The organism is Rhodococcus sp. P4_F3_2, assembly GCF_056401335.1.
Genome location: NZ_JBFUJN010000228.1, coordinates 1 through 424 on the forward strand (window position 1 = coordinate 1; position 424 = coordinate 424).

The following is a 424-nucleotide window of genomic DNA, read 5'->3' on the forward strand; positions in this document are numbered from 1 at the left end:
TTCCAGTACTCGGAGGATTGTTTGGTGCAGGCGCAGTAGCGATTCCAATTGCTATAACAGGAATCGTGGTGAATGCGATTTTAGATCCGCTGGCAGCGATTTTAGGAACCGTTGGACAACGGGGGCGAAAAGAAGGGGAAGAGAAAACAAGTTTATTTAAAGTAACGGTTCATTCCATTTTGCATGGTTTATCTGAGCCTTTGGCATGTGTACCGTTAATTGGAGTGATTTTAACCCTTTGCGGTTTTCAGTCACCTAAACTTTTACAGGATATGCTTGATCAAATCGGAAGTATTACATCGGGAGCAGCTTTGTTTGCGGTAGGAGTAACGATTGGAATTGGAAAAATTAACTTTAGTAAAGGGGCGCTTGGGATAGCCGTCTTAAAAGTAGCGGTTCAACCCATCGTTATGCTCGGAATTGC

At 43.4% G+C, this 424-nt stretch carries 1 protein-coding gene; it reads left to right on the forward strand.

The window, feature by feature from the left end:
* Positions 1–424, forward strand: a 424-nt coding sequence (locus AC1DWA_RS33525) for an AEC family transporter (RefSeq protein ID WP_477917826.1), incomplete at both ends; no start/stop codon positions are given.